The sequence below is a fragment of the Micromonospora sp. WMMD735 genome, assembly GCF_049178995.1.
GTDB lineage: Bacteria > Actinomycetota > Actinomycetes > Mycobacteriales > Micromonosporaceae > Micromonospora > Micromonospora wenchangensis.
The window spans coordinates 1,877,880-1,896,312 of the sequence record NZ_JBMHMJ010000002.1 but is presented as its reverse complement, the minus strand read 5'-3'; the positions used below and the strand labels follow the sequence as shown (position 1 = coordinate 1,896,312).

The 18,433-nt window shown below is 72.3% G+C and carries 16 protein-coding genes; 13 read left to right on the top strand and 3 right to left on the bottom strand.

Going from position 1 to position 18,433, the window contains the following annotated elements:
• The first annotated feature begins 275 nt into the window (after nucleotides 1-275).
• Complete coding sequence (locus ACN268_RS08350; protein ID WP_421482560.1) at nucleotides 276-1,997, top strand: cellulose binding domain-containing protein; 1,722 nt, start codon at nucleotides 276-278, stop codon at nucleotides 1,995-1,997.
• A 106-nt stretch (nucleotides 1,998-2,103) separates the two neighbouring features.
• Nucleotides 2,104-3,219 carry a MerR family transcriptional regulator gene (locus tag ACN268_RS08345; RefSeq protein WP_421482558.1) on the top strand — a complete coding sequence of 372 codons (1,116 nt, stop codon included), beginning with the start codon at nucleotides 2,104-2,106 and terminating at the stop codon, nucleotides 3,217-3,219.
• Between the two features lie 107 nt (nucleotides 3,220-3,326).
• On the opposite strand, the gene ACN268_RS08340 is transcribed toward ACN268_RS08345, so the two are convergent.
• Nucleotides 3,327-4,067, bottom strand: a complete 741-nt coding sequence (locus ACN268_RS08340; RefSeq protein ID WP_421482557.1) for an SDR family oxidoreductase — start codon at nucleotides 4,065-4,067, stop codon at nucleotides 3,327-3,329.
• A gap of 59 nt (nucleotides 4,068-4,126) precedes the next feature.
• Between ACN268_RS08340 and ACN268_RS08335 the strand changes: the two genes are divergently transcribed.
• Both ACN268_RS08335 and ACN268_RS08330 read left to right on the top strand, forming a co-directional pair.
• Entirely contained in the window at nucleotides 4,127-4,711 is a 585-nt protein-coding gene (locus tag ACN268_RS08335; RefSeq protein WP_421482556.1) for a TetR/AcrR family transcriptional regulator, read from the top strand.
• Nucleotides 4,712-4,720: 9 nt separating this feature from the next.
• Nucleotides 4,721-5,326, top strand: a complete 606-nt coding sequence (locus ACN268_RS08330; protein ID WP_421482555.1) for a YdeI/OmpD-associated family protein — start codon at nucleotides 4,721-4,723, stop codon at nucleotides 5,324-5,326.
• Between the two features lie 10 nt (nucleotides 5,327-5,336).
• On the opposite strand, the gene ACN268_RS08325 is transcribed toward ACN268_RS08330, so the two are convergent.
• Nucleotides 5,337-5,894, bottom strand: coding sequence for a GNAT family N-acetyltransferase (locus ACN268_RS08325; protein WP_421482554.1), 558 nt, complete (start codon nucleotides 5,892-5,894; stop codon nucleotides 5,337-5,339).
• 355 nt (nucleotides 5,895-6,249) lie between these two features.
• On the opposite strand from ACN268_RS08325, the gene ACN268_RS08320 reads away from it, so the two are divergent.
• The 3 genes from ACN268_RS08320 (at nucleotide 6,250) to ACN268_RS08310 (ending at nucleotide 11,981) form a co-directional block, all read left to right on the top strand.
• Nucleotides 6,250-7,179 carry a helix-turn-helix domain-containing protein gene (locus tag ACN268_RS08320; RefSeq protein WP_421482553.1) on the top strand — a complete coding sequence of 310 codons (930 nt, stop codon included), beginning with the start codon at nucleotides 6,250-6,252 and terminating at the stop codon, nucleotides 7,177-7,179.
• Nucleotides 7,180-7,286: 107 nt separating this feature from the next.
• Nucleotides 7,287-7,577 (top strand): GNAT family N-acetyltransferase, encoded by a 291-nt coding sequence (locus tag ACN268_RS08315; protein ID WP_421482552.1) that lies wholly within the window; start codon nucleotides 7,287-7,289, stop codon nucleotides 7,575-7,577.
• Nucleotides 7,578-7,715: 138 nt separating this feature from the next.
• Entirely contained in the window at nucleotides 7,716-11,981 is a 4,266-nt protein-coding gene (locus tag ACN268_RS08310) for a family 43 glycosylhydrolase (protein WP_421482551.1), read from the top strand.
• Nucleotides 11,982-12,121: 140 nt separating this feature from the next.
• Here the strand turns inward: ACN268_RS08310 and ACN268_RS08305 are convergent, their stop codons facing one another.
• Entirely contained in the window at nucleotides 12,122-13,219 is a 1,098-nt protein-coding gene (locus tag ACN268_RS08305) for a helix-turn-helix domain-containing protein (RefSeq protein WP_421482550.1), read from the bottom strand.
• A 205-nt stretch (nucleotides 13,220-13,424) separates the two neighbouring features.
• On the opposite strand from ACN268_RS08305, the gene ACN268_RS08300 reads away from it, so the two are divergent.
• The 6 genes from ACN268_RS08300 (at nucleotide 13,425) to ACN268_RS08275 (ending at nucleotide 18,428) form a co-directional block, all read left to right on the top strand.
• The gene (locus ACN268_RS08300; protein WP_204923103.1) at nucleotides 13,425-13,673 is read left to right on the top strand and encodes an acyl carrier protein; all 249 of its coding nucleotides are present in this window, start codon (nucleotides 13,425-13,427) and stop codon (nucleotides 13,671-13,673) included.
• Nucleotides 13,666-15,228: a class I adenylate-forming enzyme family protein gene (locus ACN268_RS08295; RefSeq protein ID WP_421482549.1), complete on the top strand. Its 1,563-nt coding sequence runs from the start codon at nucleotides 13,666-13,668 to the stop codon at nucleotides 15,226-15,228. The genes ACN268_RS08300 and ACN268_RS08295 overlap by 8 nt, the downstream gene beginning before the upstream one ends.
• Nucleotides 15,229-15,389: 161 nt before the next feature.
• Nucleotides 15,390-16,112 (top strand): Phenylacetic acid catabolic protein, encoded by a 723-nt coding sequence (locus ACN268_RS08290; RefSeq protein ID WP_421482548.1) that lies wholly within the window; start codon nucleotides 15,390-15,392, stop codon nucleotides 16,110-16,112.
• 15 nt (nucleotides 16,113-16,127) lie between these two features.
• Entirely contained in the window at nucleotides 16,128-17,258 is a 1,131-nt protein-coding gene (locus tag ACN268_RS08285; protein WP_420117020.1) for a 4Fe-4S cluster-binding domain-containing protein, read from the top strand.
• Nucleotides 17,259-17,289: 31 nt separating this feature from the next.
• Nucleotides 17,290-17,547, top strand: coding sequence for an acyl carrier protein (locus tag ACN268_RS08280; RefSeq protein WP_204923099.1), 258 nt, complete (start codon nucleotides 17,290-17,292; stop codon nucleotides 17,545-17,547).
• Nucleotides 17,544-18,428 carry an SDR family oxidoreductase gene (locus ACN268_RS08275; RefSeq protein WP_421482547.1) on the top strand — a complete coding sequence of 295 codons (885 nt, stop codon included), beginning with the start codon at nucleotides 17,544-17,546 and terminating at the stop codon, nucleotides 18,426-18,428. The genes ACN268_RS08280 and ACN268_RS08275 overlap by 4 nt, the downstream gene beginning before the upstream one ends.
• Nucleotides 18,429-18,433 lie beyond the last annotated feature (5 nt).

The window sequence follows — 18,433 nt, the reverse complement described above, 5'->3', positions numbered from 1 at the left end:
AACGGCGACGATCGATACCGCACCGGCCGGTCCGTCGGTGCCGCTGTTCTGATCCACGCAGGTCAGCGGCCATGTCGGCCGACATGTTCTTGACCCCGCAGGGGGTGAAAACTAGAGTCCACTCGGTTAACGTTAACAATGACGTAAATCGATTGAGACTTGCTCGTCGGTGTCGGGTCATGGTCGAACCCTCCCGGCGACACAGCAGGCCGGTGCCGTCCGGGCCCAGGTCACCGGGAAGCGCGTACCACCACCATCACCCAGGAGGACGAGGCATGACGCACGAGCAGAGCGAACCGGAGAGCGGCCGACGGCGGCTGAGCCGCAGGGCTGTCCTGACCACGATCGGGGCCGTGCCCGTCGCGGCGGCCACCGCGGCCCTGGGGGCCACGGGGGCCTCGGCCGCCCCGGCCAGCATCAACCTGTCGGCGTCCCGGCAGACGATCAAGGGCTACGGCGCGATGACCCACGCCGGCTGGATCGGCGACCTGACCGCCGCCCAGCGGGAGACGGCGTTCGGCACCGGTGAGGGCCGGCTCGGCTTCTCCGTGCTGCGCATCCCGGTCGGCGAGAGCCAGGCGGACTGGAGTCGTGACCTGGCCACGGCCAAGCGTGCGGCCGAACTCGGGGTGACCGTCTTCGCCTCGCCGTGGAACCCCCCGGCCAGCATGATCGAGACGTTCACCCGGGGCAGCCAGACCAACGCCAAGCGCCTGCGCGCCAGCTCCTACGCCGCGTACGCCCAGTACCTGAACGACTTCACCGTGTACATGCGCAACAACGGGGTGAACCTCTACGCGATCTCCGTGCAGAACGAGCCCGACTACGCCCACGACTGGACGTGGTGGACCTCCGGCGAGATCATCAAGTTCCTCAAGGAGAACTCCGGGGTGATCAGCACCCGGGTGATGGCGCCGGAATCGTTCCAGTACGTCAAGTCGATGTCGGACCCGATCCTCAACGACGCCACCGCGCTGGCCAACGTCGACATCATCGGAGCCCACCTCTACGGCACCTCGTACTCGAACTTCCCGTACCCGCTGTTCAAGCAGAAGGGGGCGGGCAAGGAACTGTGGATGACCGAGGTCTACTACCCGAACAGCAACGCGAACTCGGGTGACGCCTGGCCGGAGGCGCTCGACGTCGGCGAGCACATCCACCGGTCCATGGTCGACGCCGAGTTCCAGACGTACGTCTGGTGGTACCTGCGGCGCAGCTACGGCCCCATGCGCGAGGACGGCCAGATCAGCAAGCGGGGCGCGATCATGGCCCAGTACGCCCGGTTCGTGCGGCCCGGGTACGTCCGCGTCGACGCCACGGCCAACCCGGCGTCGAACGTCTACGTCTCGGCCTACCGGGGTGGCAACACCGTGGTCATCGTCGCGGTCAACAAGAACACCTCGGCGGTGAGCCAGCAGTTCACCCTCTCCGGCGCCACCGCGTCGGGCAGCGTGCAGAACTGGCTGACCGACGGTAGCCGCAACGTCGCCCCGCAGAGCGCGCTGACCATGTCCAACGGTTCGCTGACCGTCAACCTGCCCGCGCGCAGCGTGATGACGTTCGTGACCAGTGTCAACGGCACGACGCCGACCCCCACCCCGACCGTGACGCCCACGGGCACCCCGACCCCGACCCCGACGCCCACCCCCACCCCCACCCCCACCCCCACGGCGGGCGGCAGCGGACCCCGGGTCGGCTACACGATGAACAGCTGGGACTCCGGCTTCACCGCCAGCATCAGCATCACCAACACCGGCACCTCGACGATCGACGGCTGGACGTTGGTGTTCACCCTGCCGTCGGGCCAGTCCATCACGTCGGCCTGGAGCGCCACCATTTCGCCCACCAGCGGCCAGGTGAGCGCCCGCAACGTCAGCTACAACGGCACGATCGCCCCCGGCGCCACCGTCGAGATCGGCTTCCAGGCCAGCCACACCGGCAACACCGCCAAACCGACCGCCTTCACCCTCAACGGCATCCCCTGCACGGTCGCCTGACCGGTCGACCGGAGCGACCTCCGTACGGCCGCCGCGGACACCGCGGCGGCCGTACCCGTTGCGGGTGCTTGCTCCTCACGCGGCGTGAGGGCAGATAGTCGGTGCCGTGGACGAACACCTGACCGTGGGACGGGTGGCGGAACTGGCCGGGGTCACCGTCCGGACGCTGCACCACTACGACGAGATCGGCCTGCTGACGCCGTCCGCGCGGACGGCGGCGGGGCACCGCGCCTACGCGCCCGCCGACGTACGGCGGCTGCGCGAGGTGCTCGGCTACCGGCGACTCGGGTTCGGACTCCGGCAGATCGCGGACCTGGTGGACGATCCGGCGACCGACCCCGTCGCGCACCTGTGCCGGCTGCGCGGCCTGCTGACCGACCAGCGCGACCGGGCCGCCGCCCTGGTCGCGGCGATCGACCGGGAGTTGCAGGCGCGGGCGCTGGGGATCGCCACCACCCCAGAGGAGCAGCTACGGGTCTTCGGCGGCCGGTTGTACGACACCATCGGCAGCGCCTACCCGGCGACCCGGCGCACCGACCCCCGGATCGCCGCCCGCATCTGGGCGGCGTTGGGCGACGCCCGGACCGTGCTCAACGTCGGGGCCGGCACCGGCTCCTACGAACCCGGCGACCGCGCGGTGACGGCGGTGGAGCCGTCGGCGGTGATGCGGGCGCTGCGTCCGGCCGACGCCGCGCCGTGCGTGGCCGCCGCCGCGGGGGACCTGCCGTTCGCCGACGGGTCCTTCGACGCGGCGATGGCGGTCAGCACCGTGCACCACTGGCCGGACCCGGTCGCCGGGCTGCGGGAGATGCGCCGGGTGGCCCGGCGGGTGGTGGTGTTCACCTACGACGCCGACGGCACCGGCTGGCGGGAGCGGTTCTGGCTGACCCGCGACTACCTGCCGGAGTTCGCCGGCCTGCTGGTCGACTGGCCCCCGCTGGGCGAGCTGACCGCCGCGATCGGTGGGCGTGCCGAGCCGGTGGACGTCCCGTGGGACTGCGCCGACGGCCTGTTCGAGGCGTACTGGCGACGGCCTGAGGCGTACCTGGACGAGCGGGTGCGGCGCGCGGTGTCGGTGTGGACCCGGGTCGGGCCGCAGGCCGAACGGCGGGCCGTCGGGATGCTCCGGGAGGACCTGGCGTCGGGCCGGTGGACGCAACGCAACGGGGACCTGCTGGGTCGCGACACCGCGGAGCTGGGCCTGCGCCTGCTGGTGGCCTGAACAGCCCGGCCGGGGTCGCTCCGTGACGGGGCCGACGTGGGCAGGGCCGACGTGGGCAGGGCCGGGAGCTCCGCCGGATGACCGGACCGGCCGGGCCGCCGCCACGGTCAGCCCTGGCGGGTCGGTCGGATGGTCAGGTCGCCGATCTCGACGTCGTCGGGTTGGTCGACGGCGAAGGCGATCGCGCGGGCGACCGCGCCGGGGTCGAGTCCGATCTCGGCCATGGTCTGCTGCACCTCCCCGCGTACCGTGGGGTCGTCGATCGCCCGGTCGACGAACTCGGTGCGGACGTAACCGGGGGAGATCGAGGTTGTCCGCAGCGCTCCGCTGGTGCTCTCCTGCCGCAGGCCCTCCAGCAGGGTGCGCACCGCGTTCTTCGTCCCGGCGTACACCGCCTGGGTGGGAACGATCTTCAGGCCGGCGGTCGAGACGACCGTGACGAGGTGGCCGCCGCCCTGGCGGGTGAAGACGGGCAGGGCGGCGGCGATCCCGTGCAGGACGCCCTTGACGTTCACGTCGACCATCGCCGACCAGCCCTCGACGTCCAGCTCGGCGACGGTGCTGATCCTGCTGATCCCGGCGTTGCCCACCAGGACGTCCAGCCGGCCGAAACGTTCCACCGCGAGGGCGACCAGGGACCGCAGGTCGTCCGGGGCGGTGACGTCCACCCGGGTGGCGACCGCCGTGCCGCCCGCGGCCTCGATCTCGGCGACCAGGCGGTCGAGCCGGTCGGTGCGCCGGGCACCGAGGACGACCGACGCGCCGAGCGCGGCGAGGTGGCGGGCGGTCGCCGCGCCGATGCCGCTGCTGGCGCCGGTGATCGCGACGACCTTTCCGGGGATGGTCATGGTGCTCCTCGGGGTAGAGTGGACACATGTCCGGTTATCCCGACGAGCCTAGCGGACACGTGTCCGCTTCTGTCAAGGGCGCGGCGTTTCGCGCCGACGCGCGGCGCAACCGCGAACGCATCCTCCGCGCGGCCCGCGACCTGGTGCACGAACCGGGCGAGCTGAAGCTCAACGCGGTGGCGAAGGCCTGCGGCATCGGGCAGGGCACCCTGTACCGGCACTTTCCCACCCGGGAGGACCTGCTCGTCGAGGTGTACCGCCACGAGGTCGACGACCTGGTCGCGGCGGCCCCGCAACTGCTGGCCACCCACCCGCCGGTGGCGGCGTTGGCGGCCTGGTTCGACCGGGTGGCCGCCTACGCCCGGGTCAAGCGGGACGTGTTCGCCGCCGTCGAGGCGGCGACCTGGCGTGACCTCGCCGCGCACAGTCTCGGCCCGATCGGCGATGCGGTGGAACTGCTGCTCGCCGCCGGCCGCTCGGCCGGCAGCATCCGCGCCGACGTCGAGGCCCGGGACGTCATCGTCCTGATCGGTTGGCTCTCCCGACTGGACGACACCGAGCTGGACAGCCGAGGGCCGCGCCTGCTGGCCGTCCTCGTCGACGGCCTCCGCGCCCCCGACCGGATTGTCACCGGTAGCGGTTAGCCTGCCGTCATGGTCAGCGCCGAACTCGACGAGTTGGTCGTCCCCGACGCGGACGCGCTGCGCGCCTGGCTGTCGGCCCACCACGACACCTCACCAGGCGTCTGGCTCGCCCTGACCCGCAAGGGCGGCACGGTCACCACCCTGACCTGGCAGCAGGCGGTCGACGAGGGGTTGTGCTTCGGCTGGATCGACGGGCAGGCCCGCAAGCGGGACCAGGAGAGTTCCTGGATCAGGTTCACCCCCCGCCGGGCGCGCAGCATCTGGTCGCAACGCAACGTCGCCCACGTGGCCCGGCTGGAGGAACAGGGCCGGATGCAGCCCCCGGGACGGGCCGCGGTGGAGGCCGCCAAGGCGGACGGACGGTGGGCCGCGGCCTACGCCCCGCCGTCGGAGGTCGAGGTGCCCTCCGACCTGCTCGCCGCGGTCGCCGCCGACCCCGCCGCGCAGGCCATGTTCGACGTGCTCACCCGGACCAACCTGTTCGCGCTCGTGCACCGGCTCAACGCGGTGAAACGGGCGCAGACCCGGGAACGGAAGATCGCCGAGTTCGTCGCCATGCTGGCCCGCCACGAGACGCCCCACCCGCAGCGGGCCCGGCCACCACAGGCCCCGTGACCCGACGCGCCTACCGGGGTGGCGCGGGCCAGGCGTCGGCGCACAGGGCGTAGGTGTAGCCGTCCACCCAGCCCCGTTCGGCGTGCCACGAGTCGCCGACGCCGTGCTGCTCGCGGCGCATGCCGACCTTCTCCAGCACCCGTACCGAGGCGAGGTTGTCGGCGAAGCACCCGGCGGTGATCCGGCGGACGCCCAACCGGGTGAACGCGTACCCCACCATCGCGGTGACCGCCTCGGTGGCAAAGCCCCGGCCGCCGTGGGCCGGGTCGAAGATGTAGCCGAGCTGGGCCTCGGTGCGGGTCGGCATACCCGGCTGGCCCATCCCGTCCAGCACGTCGAGCGAGACCGTGCCGATCACCAGGCCGTCCAGGACGACCGCCCGGCTGTGGTCGTCGGGGTCGTCGGCGGCGCGCCGCCAGGCCGCCCGGAACGCCGCCGGCTCCACCTCGGTCCGCAGCAGCCAGTACGTCACCTCGGGCAGGTTGCGGTATTCGAGGATGCGGTCGACGTCGCCGTCACCCACCTGGCGCAGGCTCAGGCGGGGCGTACGCAGCGTGGTGCCGTCCATGCGGCCGGACTCTAACCCATCCCGGACGTCGCCCGCCGCCGTCGACGGCCCCGCCGCCGGTGGACGCTCGCACCCGCTGGTCTTTCGCCTCTGGCCACCCCGGTTCGCGGATCGCGACCGCCACGGTGGCGCGGACGCGGGGGATGTGGGACACCGGACCCGGGGGGTGTGCATTCCCCCTATAGTGCGGCATTGTCATACATCCGCCGGTCGGTGCCCAGCCGGGCGGCGTGATCACGGGAGGCACCGAATGGCGGGCTATCGGCCGCCGCTTCGCCGGCGGCCGGCGGCAGGACCCGCCATCGACGCCGATCCCGAGGTCAGGGTGCAGCCACCGCCCTGGCAGCGGTACACCATGACCGACCCCGACGAGGTGTGCGCCTTCTTCCGGGTCACCTTCGCCGACATCGACATCGTGCTGTCCGCACCCGGACCGGCGGGGGTCGAGCTGCGCGGCACGGGTGTCACGCTCGGCGGTGTCGCCGTGCACGGTCTGCGGTGCTCGGCGCACATCCGCACGGACGGCGTACGGGAGGACCTGGTCAACATCGTCCACCTGCGTCGTGGCCGACTCGCGGTGACCGACCGCCGGACGGTCGACCGGGTCGCGGTCGGCGGGGTGGTCGTCCTGCCGGTGGACCGCAGGGTCGAGGTGACGTGCGACGCCGTCGAGTCGTTCACCGTCGGAATCCCCACGGCGCTGGTCGACGAGGTCGCCCGGTCCCGGCACGGCGGGGGCCGGCGGGTGCGTTTCGAGGGCGTCCGCCCGGTCTCGGCCGGGCTGCAACGGCACTGGCTGGGGACGCTGGCGTACGTGCGGCAGGTGGTGCTGGCCGACGTCGACCTGGCGACCAACCCGCTGATCGTCGGGCAGGTCCGGCACCTGCTGGCGGCAGCGGTGCTGGCCGACTTCCCGAGCATCCCCGTGCCGCTTCAGCGGCGGGGGCCGGGCGTCGTCGCGCCGTCGGTGGTCCGTCGGGCGATGGACCATGTGGAGGCCCACCTCGACCGCTACGTGTCACTGGCGGAGCTGGCCGAGGCTGCCGGGGTGTCCCCCCGGGGCCTGCAGTACGCCTTCCGCCGGCACCAGGGCACCACCCCAGCCCGGTTCGCCCGGCGGGCCCGGCTGGACCGCGCCCACCGGGACCTGCGCGACGGTGACCCGACGGCGGGGGACACGGTCGCGGCGATCGCCGCCCGGTGGGGATTCGTCGACGCGAAGCGGTTCGCCACCGACTACCGCGCCGCCTACGGTCAGCCGCCCAGCCGTACCCTGCGGGGCTGACCGGGGCCTGGTCGACCGCCGCCGTGCGTCGGCCCGGCCCGGTGAGCTGCTCGCCCGGCGGGGTCGGTGGCGGTCGGGCGTGTTTGGATGATCCGGTGGAGTTCACCGTGACAGACGCGCCGGACCGGGAGCGGTTCGAGGCGCGCGACGAGACCGGGGCGCTGGCCGGACTGGTCACCTACCAGTTGACCGGTGCCATCATCGCCTACACGCACACCGAGGTCGACCCGGCGTTCGAGGGGCGGGGTATCGGCTCGACGCTGGCCCGCGCGGTCATGGACGACGCCCGCGCCCGGGGCCGCACGGTGGTGCCGATCTGCCCGTTCCTCGCCGACTGGCTGGGCCGGCACCCGGAGTACGCGGACATCGTGGCCCGCTCCACCCGCCGGATCAAGTAGCCCGGGGCCGCCGGGCTCCCGGGTGGTGAGCGGGCGGGTGCGCAGCGCATCGGCGGGCGGCGCATCCTTGACGGGGTCTGATTGTTGCGTTGACAATTCCAGCCTGTTAACGCTCACATGACGCCGAGGAATCCCCCCATGCCCTCAGCAGTTCCCCGGAACCACCACCCCACCCCCACCCCCCGCCGCACCCGCACGGTCGTCGCCGCCACCGTGCTCACCCTCCTCGCCGCGCTGGCCCCCGCCACCGCGGCCCCGGCCGCCGCCGACGACGTCACCGACGGTCTGCTCCTGCGCTACGACCTCGACCAGCGCACCGGCACCACCGTCGTCGACACCTCCGGCCGCGGCAACGACGGCACCCTGGTCGGCGGCGGCACCTGGACCGGCACCGACGGACTGCTGCTCGACGGCGTCGACGACCACGTCGAACTGCCCGACAACCTGCTGGCCGGTCGCTCCTCGCTCACCGTGGCCCTGGACGTCATGGTCGACCCGGCACAGCAGACCCCGTACTTCCTCTGGGGCCTGGGCAACCCGGCCACCTCCGCCGCCGGCACCGGCTACCTCTTCGCCAGCGGCGACTCCTTCCGCGCCGGCATCACCACCACCAACTGGGCCGGCGAGAAGGTCACCGGCACCGGCGGCAACCTGGCCCGGGGCGTGTGGAAGTCGGTCGTCTACACCCAGACCGGCACCACCGGGACCCTCTACGCCGACGGCGTGCAGGTGGCCCGCAACACCGCCGTCACCGTGGAACCCGGCGCGGTCGGCAACGGCGTCACCACCGTCAACAACCTGGGCCGGTCGAACTACGCCACCGACCGGTTCCTCAAGGGACGGGTGGCGAACTTCCGGATCTACGACCGCGCCCTCACCGCCGCCGAGGTCGCGGTGGTCGCGCAACCCGGTGAGTCCGACCAGACCCGGGCCGAGGCGGCCGCCGCCGCCCTGACCCTGGTGCACGCCGACGACGTCCGTGGCAACCTGACCATGCCCGCCACCGGCCGGTACGACGCGACGGTCCGCTGGCGCTCGGCCCGACCGGAGGTGGTCGCCGCCGACGGCGTCGTGCGTCGTCCCGCGAACGGCGCTGGCGACACGACGGTGCCGGTCACCGCCACGGTCACCGTCGGTGCCGCCACCGTCGAGCGGACCATCGCGCTGACCGTCCGCGAGCTGCCGGCCCCCGCACCGTACGCCGGCTACGCGTTCAGCTACTTCACCGGCAACTCGATCGCCGGGGAGAAGATCTACTTCGCCGCCAGCCGGGGTAACAACGCCCTGCAGTGGACGGAGGTCAACGGCGGCCAGCCGAAACTGGAGTCGACCCACGGCACCCTGGGCCTGCGCGACCCGTTCCTGATCCGCAGCCCGGAGGGGGACCGGTTCTTCCTGATCGCCACCGACCTGTCGATCGGCCGCAACGGCGACTGGGACGCCGCCCAGCGCCGGGGCAGCCGTTACCTGGAGGTGTGGGAGTCCACCGACCTGGTCAACTGGTCGGCGCAGCGGCACGTCGAGGTCTCCCCGCCGACCGCCGGCAACACCTGGGCGCCGGAGGCATACTGGGACGCCGAGCGCGGTGAGTACCTGGTCTTCTGGGCCTCGAAGCTGTTCGCCGAGAACGACCCGGACCACACCGGCAACACGTACAACCGGATGCTGGCCGCCACCACCCGCGACTTCGTCACGTTCAGCCCGGCGACGATCTGGCAGGACCGGGGCGAGTCGCGGATCGACTCCACGATGATCCGTGAGGGCGACACCTACTACCGGTTCACCAAGGACGAGGGCGGCGGCGGCACCGGCTGCTCGGACATCATCCAGGAGAGGTCCCCCTCGCTGACCGCCGTCGACCTGCCCGGCCGGCCGTCGTGGACGATGCTCGACTCGTGCATCGGCCGCGACGCCGGCACCTCCGCCGTGGAGGGACCCACCGTCTTCAAGGCCAACCCCGGTGACACCTCCGGCTCGCGGTACTACCTGTTCGTCGACGAGTACGGCGGCCGGGGTTACATCCCGCTGGGCACCGACGACCTGGCCAGGCCGAACTGGAAGGTGCCGGCGTCCTACCGGCTGCCGGCCAGCCCGCGGCACGGCACCGTCATCCCGGTCACCCGCGCCGAACTCGACGCGCTGACCGACGCCCCACCCCCGGTGGACGCCAACGCCGACGGGGTGGTGGCCCACTACCGGCTCGACCAGGCCAGCGGGGGCACGGTCACCGACGACTCCGGCAACGGCCACCACGCCACCCTGGCCGGTGACGCCCGCTGGGACTCGGGCAGCCTCACCCTCGGCGGCACCAACGGCCACGTCGACCTGCCCGACAACATCATGTCCGGGCTGGACGAGATCACCGTGTCGATGGACGTGAACATCGCCGCCGACCAGGCCACCCCGTACTTCGTCTGGGGGCTCGGCAACACCGACGCAGGCGGCGTCGGCAACGGCTACCTGTTCACCACCGGCAACGACTACCGGACCTCGATCAGCCTGGGCAACTGGACCGGCGAGCAGACCGTCACCGGCGGCCGGGCGTTGCCCCGGGGGGTGTGGAAGACCCTGACGTACACCCTGAACCGGGCCGGCACCGCGCGGATCTACCTGGACGGGGTGCGGGTGGCCGAGAAGACCGGGCTGACCGTCGCGCCCGGTGACATCGGCGGTGGCCGGACCACCGCCAACTACCTGGGCCGCTCCCAGTACGCCAGCGACCGCTACCTCAAGGGCCGCATCCGCGACTTCTCCCTCTACAACCGGGCGCTCAGCGACGCCGAGGTGGCCGCGTTGGGCAGCAACGGCACCAGCGTCGTCGCCGTCGAACTCGACAGCCTCAGGGTGCCGGCCATCGTGGACGCCGCCAGCGGCACGATCACCCTGCAGGTCCGGCCGGGCACCGACCTGACCAGCCTCGCCCCGCGCTACCTGGTCGCGCCCACCTCGACGGTCAGGCCCGCCGGGCCGCGCAACTACACCCGACCGGTGACGGTCACCGTCACCAGCGCCGCCGGGGCCAGCCGGGCCTGGACGGTGCGGGCGGTGCCGATGAACACCCCGGTGCTGCCCGGGTACAACGCCGACCCGAACATCGTCCGGTTCGGCGACACGTACTACATCTACGGCACCACCGACGGCTTCCCCGGCTGGGGCAGCTCGACGTTCACCGTGTGGTCGAGCCGCAACCTGGTCGACTGGACCGGCCACGACACCATCCTCGACCTCGGCCCGGACGTCAGCTGGGCGGACACCAACGCCTGGGCGCCGGCCGCGATCGAGAAGAACGGGAAGTACTACCTGTACTTCTCGGCCCAGCAGAACATCGGCGTCGCGGTGGCCGACTCGCCACTCGGGCCGTTCGTCGACCCGCTCGGCCGGCCCCTGGTGAGCAAGGCCGACTACGGCAACGCCCAGCAGATCGACCCGGCGGTGTTCACCGACGACGACGGGAAGAGCTACCTGTACTGGGGCAACGGCACCCCGTACGTGGTCCCGCTGAACGACGACATGATCTCCTACGACGTCGCCCGGCGGGTCCGGCTGACCGGGCTCACCGGTTTCCGCGAGGGCCTGTTCATGCACAAGCGCAACGGGGTGTACTACCTGTCCTGGTCGATCGACGACACCGGCAGCGAGAACTACCGGGTCGGCTACGGGACGGGCAGCAGCCCGCTCGGGCCGTTCACCAGCCGGGGGGAGATCCTCACCAAGGACCCGGCCCAGGGCATCCTGGGCACCGGCCACCACTCGATCGTCCAGGTGCCCGGCACCGACGACTGGTACGTGGCGTACCACCGGTTCGCCATCCCGGGCGGCGACGGCACCCACCGGGAGACCACCATCGACCGGCTGTACTTCGCCGACGACGGCACCATCGAACCGGTGGTGCCCACCCTGACCGGGGTGGAGCCGCTGCGCTACCGGGGCGGGCAGCCCCGACTGCGGATCACCGACCCCGGCGCCGACGGCTGGTACGGCGCGAACGCCGCCCTCACCCTGGCCCACGGCGGGTTGATCAGACTGGTCGAGTACCAGATCGACGGGGGCGGCTGGTTCCCGTACCGGGAGCCGGTGGCGCTGCCCGCCGGCCGGCACACGATCGAGTACCGGGCTCAGGGGGTCAACCTGCTCTGGAGCACACCCTGGGCGACGTCGGTGCAGGTGGACGGGGTGGCCCCGACCGCCGAGGCGAGCCTGGTCGACCGGGCGCTGGTGGTCACCGGCCGGGACGCCGACTCCGGGGTGGCCCGGGTCGAGTACCGGCTCGACGGTGGGGAGTGGACAACCTGGACCGGGCCGGTGCCACTGGACGACCGGGCGCACGGGGTCCGCTACCGCGCGGTCGACGTGGCCGGCAACGTCGGCGAGGTGGCCGTGCTGCGGGTGCCGGCCCTCCGGTAGCCGGCGACCGGACGCGCCGCCCGACCGTACGGTCGGGCGGCGCGTCCGCGTCCCGGGGTTCCGGCGGGGCACGATGCGACTCCGTCATCTCACATGCCGGTAGACGGGGTGAACGGGTGTCCGGCCGCCGGTCATTCGACTCATGTCGATGCGTCCGAAGTCCGTTCATGATGTCGGGCCCGCGCCCGGCGGATCTCCTCCGCGCCGGCCACCCAGCGCGCCGCCGTCGGACCGGCGGCCTCCCCGGCATCGGGCCCGGGGCCGTCGGCGCTGCGGGCGCCCGGCCCTGCGGCGTGGCCCGGTGGCGGCCCGGCGGCCACCGCAGCACGGTCGGCGAGCAGGCGCGACCAGCGGTGGACCTGCCCGGCCCAGGCGTCACCCGCCGGCAGCAGGTGCAGGCGGAAGCGGGGGTGTCGGCTCAACCAGCCTCGGACCACCGGGGCGTCGTGCAGCGTCGGATCGTCGGCGACCAGGTGCACCTCCAGATCGGCGGGCACCGCCTTGTCCACCGCCACCAGGAACCGCCGGTACGCCCCGGCACGCCGGTGCCGGTCCGGGGCGGCCTCGCCGGCGGCCACGAGCTGCTCCGGCCGGCGCGGGTCGATCACCGGCCGGTGTGCCGGCGGCGTCCCGTCGGCCGGTGGCCGGTCCGGGGCCGGCGCGGGGCCGGCCGGGTCGCCGGTCGTCGGTAGCTCGTCGCGGGGCACGGCGCACAGCGCCAGGGTCTGCCCCGAGGGCTGGCGGTAGAGCCCGACCAGGGCCACCACCGTGGCGACGAACCCCGGGTCGGTGGCCAGGGTGAGGCCGTCCTGGAGGTGGGGGCGCAGGTCGAACCGACGCCAGATCCGGCCGACCGTGGACGCGGACAGTCCGCTGTGGACGGCCATCGACGCCCGGGACCACCGTCGGGCCGGGGCCGGCGTGGCGGCGAGGGTGGCCGCCACCACCCGGTCCACCTGCTCGGGCCGGACCGAGCGGGGCCGGCCGGCACGTGGGTCGTCGGCGAGCCCCGGCAGCCGCGCGGCGGCGAACCGGGAACGCCATTTCCCGACCGTCGCGGGTGAAACGTTCAACCGGGCCGCGACCTCGATATTCGTGGCCCCCTCGGCGCAGGCCAAAACGATTCGGCAGCGAATGGCGAACGACTGCGTCGAGTGGGCCGCGCGGGCCCCCCTGGTGAGCTGTTCCCGTTCCTCGTCGGTGAGCACCAGCCTGGCCTTCGGCCGCCCCTTCCCCATGCCACGATCCTATCCGGATATGACATGGACTAATGGCGCACCGCGATGGTGGGAGCGGTCACGGTCGATTGCTCGGACGGTTGCCCTGGACGGTTCACGACGGGACTGAGTATGGTCCCGACGAGTCCCGGACTTGGGGGAAGGGGCCGCTACCGCAACGTTGCCGTGGCCCGTGTGGTGATCTGACATGGGGGGAACCGCTTCAGTGACCACGACCGATCTGCACGAGAACATGACGTCGATCTGCGCCGAAGTCCTCCACCGACCCACCGTCGGCCCCGACGACGACCTCGTCGAACTCGGCATGGACTCGGTGGGCGCGGTGGAGATCGTGACCCGGGTCGAGGCGGCGTACGGGGTGGACGTGGTGGACGTCATCTTCGACACTCCCACGGTCAACCGGCTCTGCGCGGTCGTGGAATCCGCCGCCGTCCGCGACGAGTCGCATGCCTAGTCCGCTGGCCGAGCCGAACCTCGCCGACACGGCGAACCTGCTGGACCTCGTCACCCAGGCCGCGGCGGCCTACGGGGACGACCCGTACCTGCTCCCGGCGGAGCCCGGTGGCCGCCAGATCAGCTTCACCGACGTGCTGACCTTCACCCGGGGCTGCGCGGCGCTGCTCGACGAGCACCGGGTGCCGCCGGGTGGCCGGGTGGCCGTGGTCCTGCACAACTCGTCGCTGGCCGCGCTGCTGTTCCTCGGCGTCATCGCCGCCGGGCGGATGCTGGTGCCGCTGAACCCGAAGTCCGGCCCGGCCGAACTGGACACCCTGCTCGCCCACGCCGACGTCGCGCTGGTGCTCGGCCCGTCGTCGACCGCCGCGAAGGCGTCGCCGGGCCGGCGCTGGCTGGCCGTGGACGATGCGGAGGGGTTCCTCACCGCGATCCTCGACCGGGGCGTCGCCTACCGGGGGGAGCTGGTCGCGCCCCCGGACGGCGGGGCGGCCGACGCCGAGATCGTCTACACCTCGGGGTCGACCGGCGCGGCCAAGGGCGTCGTGCTGTCCCACCGGGCCCTGCTGGCGAACTCGCTGGCGATGGTGCGGTGGGCCGACGCGGGCCGCGACGACGTCTTCCTCAACGTCATCCCGATGCTGCACGTCGGCGGGCAGGGCCTGCCCACGCTGACCCCGCTGTGGTCCGGGGGGCGGACGGTCTGCGTCCGCTCGGAGGTGGCGCTGGCCCGGTTCTGGAACTACGTGGACCGGCACCGCCCGACCTGGACCCTGGTGGTCAACGCCTACCTCGCGCACCTGGTCGAACGGCCGCAGCGACCGGTCGACAGCCGGCTCAAGGGTGTCCTCGCCGGCGGCTCGGCGCTCAGCCCCGACCTGATCCACCGGTTCGAGAGCACCTTCGGCATCCCGGTGTTCCAAGTGTACGGGATGACCGAGATGACCTCGCTGACCGTGGTGGAGCCCCGCGACCGGCAGCCGGGGGACCGGCGCAGCGCCGGCCTGCCGGTGCCGTTCGCCCGGGTCCGGGTCGTCGACGCAGACGGGCGGGACGTCGCGCCGGGGGAGAGCGGGGAGGTCCTGCTGAGCGGCCCGAGCATCTTCACCAGGTACGAGGCCGCGCCGGAGCTCACCGCCGGGCGGCTGGTCGACGGCTGGGTGCGCAGCGGCGACCTCGGCCACCTCGACGACCGTGGCGAGCTGACCATCGTGGACCGGATGGACAGCATGGTCATCGTCAGCGGCGAGAACGTCTATCCGGCCGAGATCGAGAACGTCGTGCCGCAGCTCGACGGGATCGCCGACGCGGTGGTCGCCGCGCTGCCGCACCCGGTGACCGGGGTGGAACTGGTGCTGGTCTACACCCTGCTGCCCGGTGCGGTCGCCCGGGAGGACGAATGGCGCGCGCTGTTGCTCAAGCAACTCAGCGCGTTCAAGGTGCCGCGCCGGTTCGTCCCTTTGGTGCAGCTCGGGGTCGACGGGTTTCCGCGTACCCCGCTCGGCAAGATCCAGCGGTCGGACGTGCGGCGGCTGGCGGTCACGAACCTGACCTGAGTCACCGTCGGTGACGGACGAGGAGGAACGGGGGATCTGCCAGGAGATTCGGTTCACCGGGGGCACCTGCGGGTCCGTCGTCGTACCGCAGGAGTGTCGGTGCCCCCTTTTCCGTTATTTGCGGGTGTGAATGCCAACAGGAGGCGAGCTGCGTTATGCCGGTGGAGATCTTTGACGACGAGGAAGTGGTGGTACGTACCCCCGACGAGCTGAAGCGCATGCCCCGGGGATACCAGAAGGCACTGATCAGCCAGATCATGATCAACACGGAGGGTGAACTCTCCGGCGGAGACGACTACACCATGATGTTCCTGCCGCTCGCGCCCAACGCCGAGGAACGTCAGGTGTGCGCGGAACGGGCCGCCGAGGAGTACGACCACTACAAGATCGGCAAGCGGGTGCTGGCCGAGATCGGCATCGACACCTCGCACATGGAGTCCCAGTCCATCGAGGAGCGTCGGCTCTTCGCCGACAAGCGGCTGCACCAGTGCACCACCTGGGCCGAGCGGGGAATCTACTCGTACATCGGCGAGGAGAGCGCCCTGATCATGATCAAGGAGTTCGCCCAGGGCAGCTACAAGCCGTGGGCGGACGCGGTCCGGACGATCATCCTGGACGAGAAGATCCACATCGCCCACGGCGCCCGGGTCTGCCGCAACCTCGCCGCCACCGACGAGGGCCGCGAGCAGCTGCAGGCCGCGCTGGACCGGCTCTGGCCGGTCTTCCGCGACCTGTTCGGCACCCCGGAGTCCGAACGGTCCAAGCGGGCGGTCCGCTACGGCCTGCGGCGCACCACCAACGGTGAGGCGTTGCAGCAGTGGGAGAACACCGTCATCCCCCGGATCCACGCGCTGGGGCTCGTCGTCCCCGCCGTGGCCACCTGAGAGGACGCCCCGCCCATGCCCACCCCCATCGCGATCAATCCCCGTCCGCTGTCCCGGCGGGAGGCCAAGGTCCGCCTGGCGTCCCTGCTGGCCGACCGGCCCGACCTGGCCGCGCGGTTGCAGGTCGTCCGGGACATGGGCCGCCGGGTCAGCGCGACCGAGGTGCACCTCACCACCACCTGCAACATCCGGTGCAAGGGGTGCTGGTACTTCGAGGGCGGCTTCGACGCGGCCGTCCCCGAGACCTCCGACCCGGCACTGATCTCCCGGTTCGTGGACTCGCTGGTGGCCAGGGGCGTCACCCAGGCGACCCTGATCGGCGGCGAGCCGACCCTGGTCCTGCCCCGGGTGGTGCCGTTCGTCGAGCGGCTGCCGTACGTGACCATCTCCACCAACGGCATCCGGCCGCTGCCGATGAGCGGCTTCGAGCAGGTGGCGGTCGCCATCAGCCTGTTCGGCGGCGGCCCGCTGGACGACGCGCTGCGCGGCTACCGGGTCAACGGCTCGTCGTTCTCCGGCCTCTTCGAGACCGCCCTCGGGCACTACCGCAACGACCCCCGGGTGATCTTCGTGTACGCCCTGTCCGAGGAGGGCCTGCAGTACGTCGAGCCGACCGTGCGGGCCATCCAGGACAACGGCAACCAGGTCACCTTCAACTTCTACTCCGCCCACGGCAGCGACCACGCCCTGCGGATCGAGAACGAGCAGCGCACCCTCGCCGAGGCGCTGCGGGTCAAGCAGGCGTATCCGGAGACGGTGGTCTGCCACCCGTACTTCATCGAGTCGCTGATCACCGGCCGCACCCACTGGGACGGCCAGTTCGGCTACGACGTCTGCCCCAGCATCAGCGTGGACCACCCGGACCACGCCGAGCGGATCCGCAACGGCAACCCGGTCCTGGACGGCTTCGCCGTCTACGGCGCCGACTACCAGACCCTCCAGTTCTGCTGCACCTCCGGCAACTGCGCCGACTGCCGGGACAGCCAGGGCGTCTACAGCTGGCTGCTGGTCAGCATGAACCGGTTCCTCGACGACACCGGTCGGCTGGAGACCTGGCTGGAGCTGGCCGAGAGCTACTGGCGTCAGTGGTACTGGGCGCAACGGCACCACACCAACTTCGCCCGTCGCGCCCCGTTGACGGCCTGACCGACCCCCCTGCGAGACAAGGAGCATCCGGATGTCTTCTCCATCGACCGAGATCACCGCCCCCGCCGTCGAGGAGCGCCTGCGCGCCGAACTGATCGACCTCGGTGTCGAGGACGACGCGATCAGCGCCGACGCCAAGTTCGACGCGCTGGACATCGACTCGCTCGACGTCGCCGACCTGATGGCCATGGTCGTCAAGGAGTACGGGGTGGAGATCCCGCGCAGCGAACTGGCGGACGTCACCATCGGTCAACTCGTCGAGCGGATCGTGGCGGGCGCGTCGAGTTGAGCTCGTTGCTGAGCCTGGACAAGCGCACCTACCTGGTCACCGGGGTCCTCAACAACGAGTCCATCGCCTGGCACGTGGCGGCGGCCCTGCAACGGGAGGGCTGCGAGGTCATCCTGACCTCGTACGGGCGGGTCGGCCGGATCACCCGCCGGGTGGCCGACCTGCTGCCGTCCCGCCCCGAGGTGCTCGAACTGGACGTGATGTCCGACGCGAGCGTCGACGCGCTGGCGGGGGCGATCGGCAGCCGCTGGGGGCAGCTCGACGGGGTGCTGCACAGCATCGCCGCCGCCCCGCCGGACGCGTTGGGGGCCGGGTTCGCCACCGCCGGGGCCGACGGGGTGCTCGACGGGTTCCGCGCGTCGGCGTACTCGTTGCAGCAGCTCACCTCCGCGCTGTCGCCGCTGTTGAGTCGGGCCCCCGGCGGCGGCGCGGTGGTCGGGCTGACCGTCGACTCGACCCGGGCGCTGCCCGGATACGGGTGGATGGGGGTCTACAAGTCGGCGCTGGAGGCGGTCTGCCGCTACCTGGCGCTGCACCTCGGCCCGGCCGGGATCAGGGTCAACCTGGTCGCCGCCGGGCCGGTCGAGACCGTGTCGGCGCGCGGGGTGCGCACCTTCTCCGCCCTGGCCGACCAGTACGAGCGGTGGGCGCCGCTGGGCTGGGACCGGGCCGACCCGGCCCGGGTGGTCGGGGCGGTGCTGTTCCTGCTGTCGGACCTGTCCCGGTACACCACCGGGCAGGTGGTGCACGCCGACGGCGGCATGCACGCCGTCTTCGGCGGCGTCCCGGCCCCCGGCCCGGCTGCCGCCCCCGGCCCCGCTGCGGGACCGGAGTCGGGCCCAGCTCCGGCGACACCGTCGCCACCAGACACCGCCGGCTGACACAC